The organism is Arthrobacter sp. 7Tela_A1 (assembly GCF_049311065.1).
Lineage (GTDB): Bacteria > Actinomycetota > Actinomycetes > Actinomycetales > Micrococcaceae > Arthrobacter_B.
Genome location: NZ_JAXIOO010000025.1, coordinates 1 through 7,456 on the forward strand (window position 1 = coordinate 1; position 7,456 = coordinate 7,456).

The 7,456-nt window shown below is 65.6% G+C and carries 3 protein-coding genes; all 3 read right to left on the bottom strand.

The window, feature by feature from the left end; all coding sequences use genetic code 11:
* Window positions 1–97 precede the first annotated feature (97 nt).
* The 3 genes from TVB01_RS11370 to TVB01_RS11380 all read right to left on the bottom strand — a co-directional run bounded on the left by TVB01_RS11370 (window position 98) and on the right by TVB01_RS11380 (window position 7,454).
* Window positions 98–4,579 carry a DUF4082 domain-containing protein gene (locus tag TVB01_RS11370; RefSeq protein ID WP_422456018.1) on the bottom strand — a complete coding sequence of 1,494 codons (4,482 nt, stop codon included), beginning with the start codon at window positions 4,577–4,579 and terminating at the stop codon, window positions 98–100.
* A gap of 134 nt (window positions 4,580–4,713) precedes the next feature.
* Entirely contained in the window at window positions 4,714–6,096 is a 1,383-nt protein-coding gene (locus tag TVB01_RS11375) for a hypothetical protein (protein WP_422456019.1), read from the bottom strand.
* Window positions 6,093–7,454, bottom strand: coding sequence for an O-antigen ligase family protein (locus tag TVB01_RS11380; protein ID WP_422456020.1), 1,362 nt, complete (start codon window positions 7,452–7,454; stop codon window positions 6,093–6,095). The genes TVB01_RS11375 and TVB01_RS11380 overlap by 4 nt, the downstream gene beginning before the upstream one ends.
* Between the last annotated feature and the right edge of the window lie 2 nt (window positions 7,455–7,456).

Sequence of the window (7,456 nt, forward strand, 5' to 3'; positions counted from 1 at the left end):
CCCGCTGACTTGCCCGCCCGCTGACTTGTCCTTCCGTTGAGTCCCTGTCCGGCCGCGGGTCCCCGCCAGGGGCCGCCGCCCGGGGCCGCCTCCCCGCTTAGCCCGATGGGCTGGGCAGGGTGCCGAAGACGACGTCTACCAGATAGGCCGCTCCCGAGGACGTGTCCGGGAAGGCTCCGGTGTAGGAATAGCGCCCCCCGTTGGCCGGGACGAGCAGCGGACTGCGGTCCCGGCCATTGGCCAAGCCACCGGGTGTAGCCGAATAGACCCCTGCCGGGGCGGTGTAGGCCACTGTGTACTGCGTACCCGGAACCAGCTGGACGGGCGCGGAAAGGGCAGCGGACTGCCATCCCACGGGCCCGTCCGGGAAGGATACCCGGCCCAGCTCCGTGCCGCTGGAATCGAAGAGGTATCCGGTGCGCGGCCCGGTGTTGCCCTCCCCGCGGTAGAACCGTACAGCGCTGGCCTCACCCGGAACGGATACGGAGAACGCTGTCCCCACCGTGACCGGCGTGCCGTCCAGCACCCGGTCAATCAGTGGAACATCGGCTGGTGCGTAAAGGCTGCAGGGGCAGCCGTTGTCCGGGAGTTCCGGTTCGGGCGGCACATCCCCCGGCGTGAACATCACGTCGACCAGGTAGCTGGCGGCAGAGGAACTTCCGGGGTAGCCGCCGGAGTAGCTGAAGCGTCCGCCGGAAGCGTCCACGCTCAGCGGCCCGTACTCGTAGGCCGACGCAAACTGGCCGGGCGTGACCGAGTACGTGCCGGTGGGTGAGGTGTACGCGGCCACGTACTGCCTGCCCGCCCGGATAGGCACCGGGGAGCTGAACGTCACGCTTTGCCAGCCGCTCCCCGTTTCGGCGGTGAAGGTTGCCGATGCCAGGACCGTGCCGTCGTCAGCGAACAGCCGTCCTGCGTGGGTGCCTGCGTTACCCGGACCCTTGTAGAAACGTATCCCCTGGACCGTTCCGTCAACCGCGGAGTGGAACGCCGTACCCAAAACCACCGCCCGCCCGTCGGCCACCTGCGAGATAAGCGGGACGGTGTCCGGCGGGAACAGACTGCAGCACTCTGCCTCCGGTGTGGCCTGTGCCGTGGTGAAGGACCAGGTGCCGCTGCTGTCCCCGGCCAGTCCCTCGGCGGAAACTGCCGTCAGGTCCACCGTGTAGGTAGTGGAACCTGCCAGCGGTGCGGCGGGACGGAAAACGGCCGTGCGGGTTCCGGCGTCGTACACGGTCTGTCCGGCCACTTGCGCTCCGTTCGGGCCGCGCACGCTGAACGCCGCGGAACCGGCCGCAACAGCGGAGGAGAACACTCCGGACACGGTTGTATCCGCCGGTACGTCTGTTGCTCCGGCTGCCGGAGCCCTTGAGGAGACCCCAAGCACCGGACCGCCCCGTTCAAAAACAACGTCCACCAGATAGCCGGACGTGGATTTACGTTCCGGGTAGGTTCCGCCGTAGACGTACCGTCCACCGTCAGCCGGAACGGTGAGCGGTCCGAACGTGTAGCTGCCCGCGAACTGGCCGAGGTTGGCCGAGTACGCGCCGTTGGGCGAGCTGTAAGCGGCAACGTACTCCTGTCCGGACTGAACGGGCACCGGAACGGCAAAGTATGCCGTCTGCCAGCCGGAGGCGGATTCGCCGCTGAAGGTCACAGCGCCGAGTTCAGCTCCGCCGGGGCCGAACAACCGGCCCGTGTGCACGCCGGTGTTTCCCGGCCCCTTGTAGAAGCGGACTCCGGTGACGGTCCCGGAGGTTTCCGGGCGGAAGGCGACACCAAGGCTCAGCGGGATTCCGTCGGAAAGCTGGGGCAGGGCCGGAATGGAGTCCTCAGTGAAAAGGCTGCAGGGGCATTCACCCTCGGCGACGGTCTTGGCGGTGGTAAAGGACCATGTTCCCCCGGAGAGCAGGGGGTTGCCGTCACCGTCCACGGCGCTGAGCTCCGCGGTATAGCGGACACCCTCGCCCAGTGCAGCCTGCGGTACAAACTCCGCCGTGCGGCTCGCCGCCGAGTAGCGGGTGCTGCCCGCAACCGGTGTTCCTGCGGCATCCCGCAGCACAATGCCCACACTTTCGCGAACCACTTCCTTGGACAGCACAGCAGAGATGCGGGTGTCCGCCGGAACTCCGGCCGCGCCGTCGGCCGGTGTCTGGGAAGAGGCGGACAGCGGGGCGTTGCTGCTGGTGTCAAAAACCGCGTCGACGAAGTACGCGGTGTTGCGGTAGCTGTCGGCCGGGAACCGTCCCGGAGTGGTGTTGTACACGCCTGCCGGCGATGCACCGAAACCGCCGGCGACCAGCAGCGGTGCGGCGGTTTTGCCCCGGCTGGACCAGTAATCCGGAGCCATGGCGTAGTGCCCGGCAGGAGCACTGTAGGAAATGACGTAACCGGCGCCGGCGGTGACTGCCACGGGCGTGGGGAAGGCAGCCTGTTGCCAGCCGGAGGCACTCTCCCCCGTGAAGGTTACGGTCGCCAATGCGCCGCCCGATGCGTCCCAGAGTGTCCCGGTATGGGTGCCTGTGTTGGCCGCGGACTTGTAGAACCGCACAGCGCTGACGTACCCGCTCACGGAGGGCGAGAAGCGCATCCCCACTTCCACGGGGGATCCGTCGCCGCTGTCCGGTATTTCCGGTTCCGTGGTTCCGAAGACCGTGAACGGACCCGTCGCAGCCACGGGAACCGAGACTCCTGCAGCATCGAAATTGCCGCTGTCGTCGATGGCCCGGGCACGTATGGCCTGGGTATCCATGCCCTGCTGGACGTAGGTATAGCTCCAGTTGGTGGTGCCCTGAGCCGCGGACCAGGTTTCGCCGTCGTCCGTGGAGATTTCCACTCCGGCTACCCGACCGCCGCCGGTATCAGCGGCCGTCCCCGTGACCGTGACCTCCGTGCCATTGGCCGCGGATGTCCCGGGGGCAGGCGACGTGACGACAGCCGTGGGCGGCGTTGTGTCAGTACTCGCAGCTGTCCTGGTGAGCTGGGAATCGAGGGTATCCGGCTGCGCGCCCATGTCCGCCAGGAGGTTGACCTGGGCCTGCTGCATCCGCCGGTCCGCTGCAGCTCCCCAGCCGTCATGTTCCCGATCCAGCCCCCAGGTCCACTGGATGCTGCCCGCGGAAAAGACCAGCGCACCGCTCGACGCCCGGTACTGGGTCACGTGGTGTGTGGTTGTCCCTTCGGACACCGTATTTCCGTAGTCCCGGAGATACTGCGGTGTGGGGCCGGTGGTCGTGGAGAGCCGGGCCAGCCCCGGCGGCCGGAAACCGTTGTCCAGGTCCTCGTTCGATTCGTAGCCGATGGTGTGGGCTGCCAGTTCGGTGCGGCTGCCGGGGCTCTGGGAGGCAAGCTCGGTGTGCCGCCATAGCCGGTATTTGCCTTCATCGGCGCTGACTGTGATGGGAAGGTCCGAGAAGTTCGCCACGTAGGCGGTACCCGTCAGCGCGTTCTCCGGAACGCCGCCGCCCCGCGACTGCGGGGCCAGGCGGGGGTCGCGCCAGGTTCCTGTCCATTCCGGCTCCGGATCGATCTTGGTATTGGCCCAGGTTTCCTTGTAGCTGACCATCGTGCGGTATGCGGTTCCGTCAGTTGTTGACGGTTCATAGCGGGTACGCCAGTACACCTCGTTTCCGGAAAGGAACTGCAGGTTCACCCCCGCGTCCCGGGCCGCCTCCACATTGGCGCGCTGGGCGCCGGACCAGTATTCGTCATGGCCCACGGAGAGGAAAACACTGTGGTTCTTCAACGATTCGCCGTGGCGGTCGGTGTCTATGCCCGCTATATACGTGACGTCGTAGCCGTTCTTTTCCAGGAAACGCGCCAGCGGGTACTCGGCGCTGAAGTAGAAATCGCGCCCGTCGTTGTCCCCCCGGGTGGTGACTGGCCTGTTGTAGCTCAGCTTGTAGGCCCGGCCGTTCGCGGCTCCCTGGTAGAAGTTGGAACCGCCGTAGGTGTTGTACGCCTGCCACGTGGGATCTGAGGTCTGGAAAACGACGTCGGACCTGGAAGCGTCGTTGCGGACAATGAAGGTGATGTGGCTGGCGCCCCCGGTGTCCTGGCGCTTCAGCAAGGCAACGTAGACCCCGGAAACCGCGCCGGCCGGAACATCCCAGGTAGCGGAACGGCTCCAGGTGCCGCAGTCAACCAGTTCGGTACTGACGTCCCGCAGGCACTCGGGCTGGTGCTGCGGGAGCTTCGCCGACGGCGTCACCGAGGCTATCTTTCGGGCACCCAGCCCCTGGTACCAGCCGGTGCGGTAGATATCGATGGTGTAGGCCGAGGCATCGGTGTTCACCTTGAAATCGAGGCTTTCGCCGGCGTTGACGCTGATGTCCGTTGAGAATCCCTGGATGGTGGGATCTCCGGCTTTCTCAATGTCCCACTCGTCCGGGTCCGCTCCCGGTTTGGCGTTCTCACAGACCACCGGATTGTCGGCCGCCGCGCAGTTCTCGGCCGCGGCCGCCGGAAGCGGCGCCAGGAGCACCAGCTGCGAGGCCGCCAGCAGGGCCGCCAGCAGCAGTGCGGTCAGGGCAGGGGCGCTCCGGCGCTCTGGGGCACGCGGAGTTGTTTCGTTTTGCATTGTGATCTGGATCCTTCAGATTCTTCCGTTCCGGAAGACCCCAAGGTAGGAGTCTCCGGCCGGAAGCAAAGCAGTAGGGAGTACTGGCTCATTCCCCGCATTGGTGCGGAGAAGGCGGCCGGACATGGGTAGTCTCACCCTTGGCCGGCGAGCGGAACACGGTAAATGTGGAAGGTGTACTCGTGGTCAAAGCTGTCGCTGAAGCTGCCGTCGCCTCCCGCAGCCAGGACCCGGTCTTCGAACAGGACTTCAACGTCTCCGGCGGCTGCCCCCTCCGGCAGCTTGAAAGTCCGTTCGCCCGGTTCGCTTCCCCCGTCCAGCATCGCGAACACATAGGCATGGGTGCCGTCGGTCTTGAGCATGGTGTCCAGACCCGCGCCGAAGGAGTACTCGTAAGACTGGGTGTTGATGACCGGAGCCAGTTCATGGATGACGTTATTGACCTCCCGCACGGCATCAACCTGGGGCTGTCCGCAGAAATCGGGGATCACCTGCGAGGACCGGAACACGTTTGACGTTTCGCATTCGCCGGAGAAACTCTGGTTGAAATACAGGATGCCCCGGGCCTCATTGATCACGGCGCTCATGACTGCGCCCTGGATCTGACCAGGCTGGGCGTATCCGGAGTACGTTCCCTCAGCGGGCCCGCCGTTAAGGTTCTCGACGAAATGCCACAACCGCTGCAGCGAACCGTCCGCAGCGTCGCGCATCCGCAGCGCCTCTACTGACCTCCCGTAGCTCGACGCCGTACGGCACGCCGGCTGGGTGATTTCCACCAGGTACGGACTGCGGTACGGCTCCAGCGAACAGTGCGGGACCGTGTACCAGTACATGTCCATCGAGACGACGTCGGTGGGCCCGTTGACCAGGTTCTCCGCGTCGCGCGCCGCCATGTCCTGGCTAATGACCATCTGGGTGAAGTTCGCCATCGTGAACATCCCCGCAGGAGCCGTTTCCGCCCGTGCCTCCAGCTGACGCAGGCCCTGCTCAGGGCTGAACCGGCCGTCTACCTCGTCATCAAGGAAAGTCCCCACCCAATGGGGGCTTTCCGGATTGAACGATTCGTTGAGGCTGTCACCGATCCAGAACACATCATTGGCTTCGAACAGATCGAAGCTGGTGTCCTCTGACAGCCCGATATACGTGTTCAGTCCCAGGGACTTGTCATACTGCACTTCCTCATTGCTGCTGATCCCGTTGTGCCACGACACGATCGGGAAGAATGCGGGATCGGACCATCCCGCCGCGTCGGCGTTGGGGAACTGTGACCAGTACTCTGATCCTCCCTCCCAGGGGATCCGGGGAAGGAAAAGGTCCGCGGACGCATCCGGCTCCTGCGCCGGTGCAGCCGCTTCCGGGGTGCATCCAGTCAGGACAGCCGCCAGGACCAGTCCCATCGCTCCGGGGCCCATGGTTGCGCCGCCACGCCGTTTCGCAGCGCGCTCTCCGGGGGTGGCTTCTTCCCCCCGGACAGGACCGGGCGGCGCTCCCGTTCCGCTGTTTTGCCGGACTGTCATGGATCCTCCTGAGTGGGACTTTTGCCGTTTGCCTGGGCCCTGCTCACTCCGCGGTAACTGTTCAATCCGCGGTAGCCCCCGGCCACGCCCGTCATAAGGAAGAGCAGGGCGGCGGACATGGAAAAGTTCAGGCCGTCAAAGAACGCGAACAGGACGCCTCCGGCCAGCATCGAGGCAGCCAGGGCAACTCCCACCGCGCGGGCAGGACTTCCAGCCGGAGCCATGCGGGCGGCCCGGAGCGAACCCCACACCGTCATAAGCAGGACCATGATCAGCAGGGACACCCCGATCAGGCCGATTTCCACCAGCGCGGTCAAATAACCGTTGTCGAAAATCCGGTAGTGCGGCAGGAACGTTCCGAAGCCGCGCCCGAAATAGAGGTTGCGGGACGCGATGTCCACGGCAATGTCGTAGCTGTCTGTCCTGGAGAGCGAACTCGAGTCGTTCCCGAGGGACTGGAACATGCCGCGCACGGTTCCGGCGATGCCCGGCACCGCTACATAGACAATCCCCATCAACACCGCCATGGCGATCAGTGCCCGCAGCCGCACGGCGGCAGACCACGTCGGGACCAGGACCATGAGTCCCACTGCCGTGCCGATAAAGGCTGAGCGCGAACCGGAGGTGATCGATGCCAAGGCCAGAGCGAGGACCGGCCACCAGCGTGCTGCGAGGGAGCGTTGCCGCTCGGTAAGTGCCAGCGTGAGCGCCAGGGGCAGCACCATGGACAGCACGACGGCGTATTCCAGCGGCTGCGACGCAGTGCCGGAAGGACGGACAAACTCTCCGCGGCTGCTTACTGATCCATAGGCGCTGTCCGCGCTGAAACCGGGAAGGGACATCCATTCGAGAAGGCTCTGTCCGGTCAGGAACTGGCCCAGTCCAAGGACCGCTGTCAGGCCGCCAATCAGTACCAGCCGCCGGACCAGGACCAGCCAACGCTCCCAGGAGGCGATCCCGTCATTTGCCAGCAGCGCGACCCCCACCCACCCGGCGACCCGGAGCATTCCCGTGTCTGCCGGGGTGGATTCACTGGACGGGATTCCCTGCAGGTTGGAGACTGCGTAGCTCATGAGCACCGCCCCCAGGAAGAGCAGCAGCGCCCAGCGGACAGCCTTTGACCCATGGGGAACGGGCGTGGTTCGCCGAAGCTGTTCAAAAGCCCACCAGAACAGGGCGAGAAGCCCCCACAGGGTCGACGGCCGACCCAGGGAGCCCAGGGCGGTAATGGACAAGTAGGAGGGCAGCGCAACGCTGAGGATGAGGTACACGGTCAGGAAGGAAACGGCGTCGCCGATGGTGCCTGCCCGGTTGCCTGCAGCGCCGGCGTGAGCCGGCCGGGTGCCTATTCCTGACATGG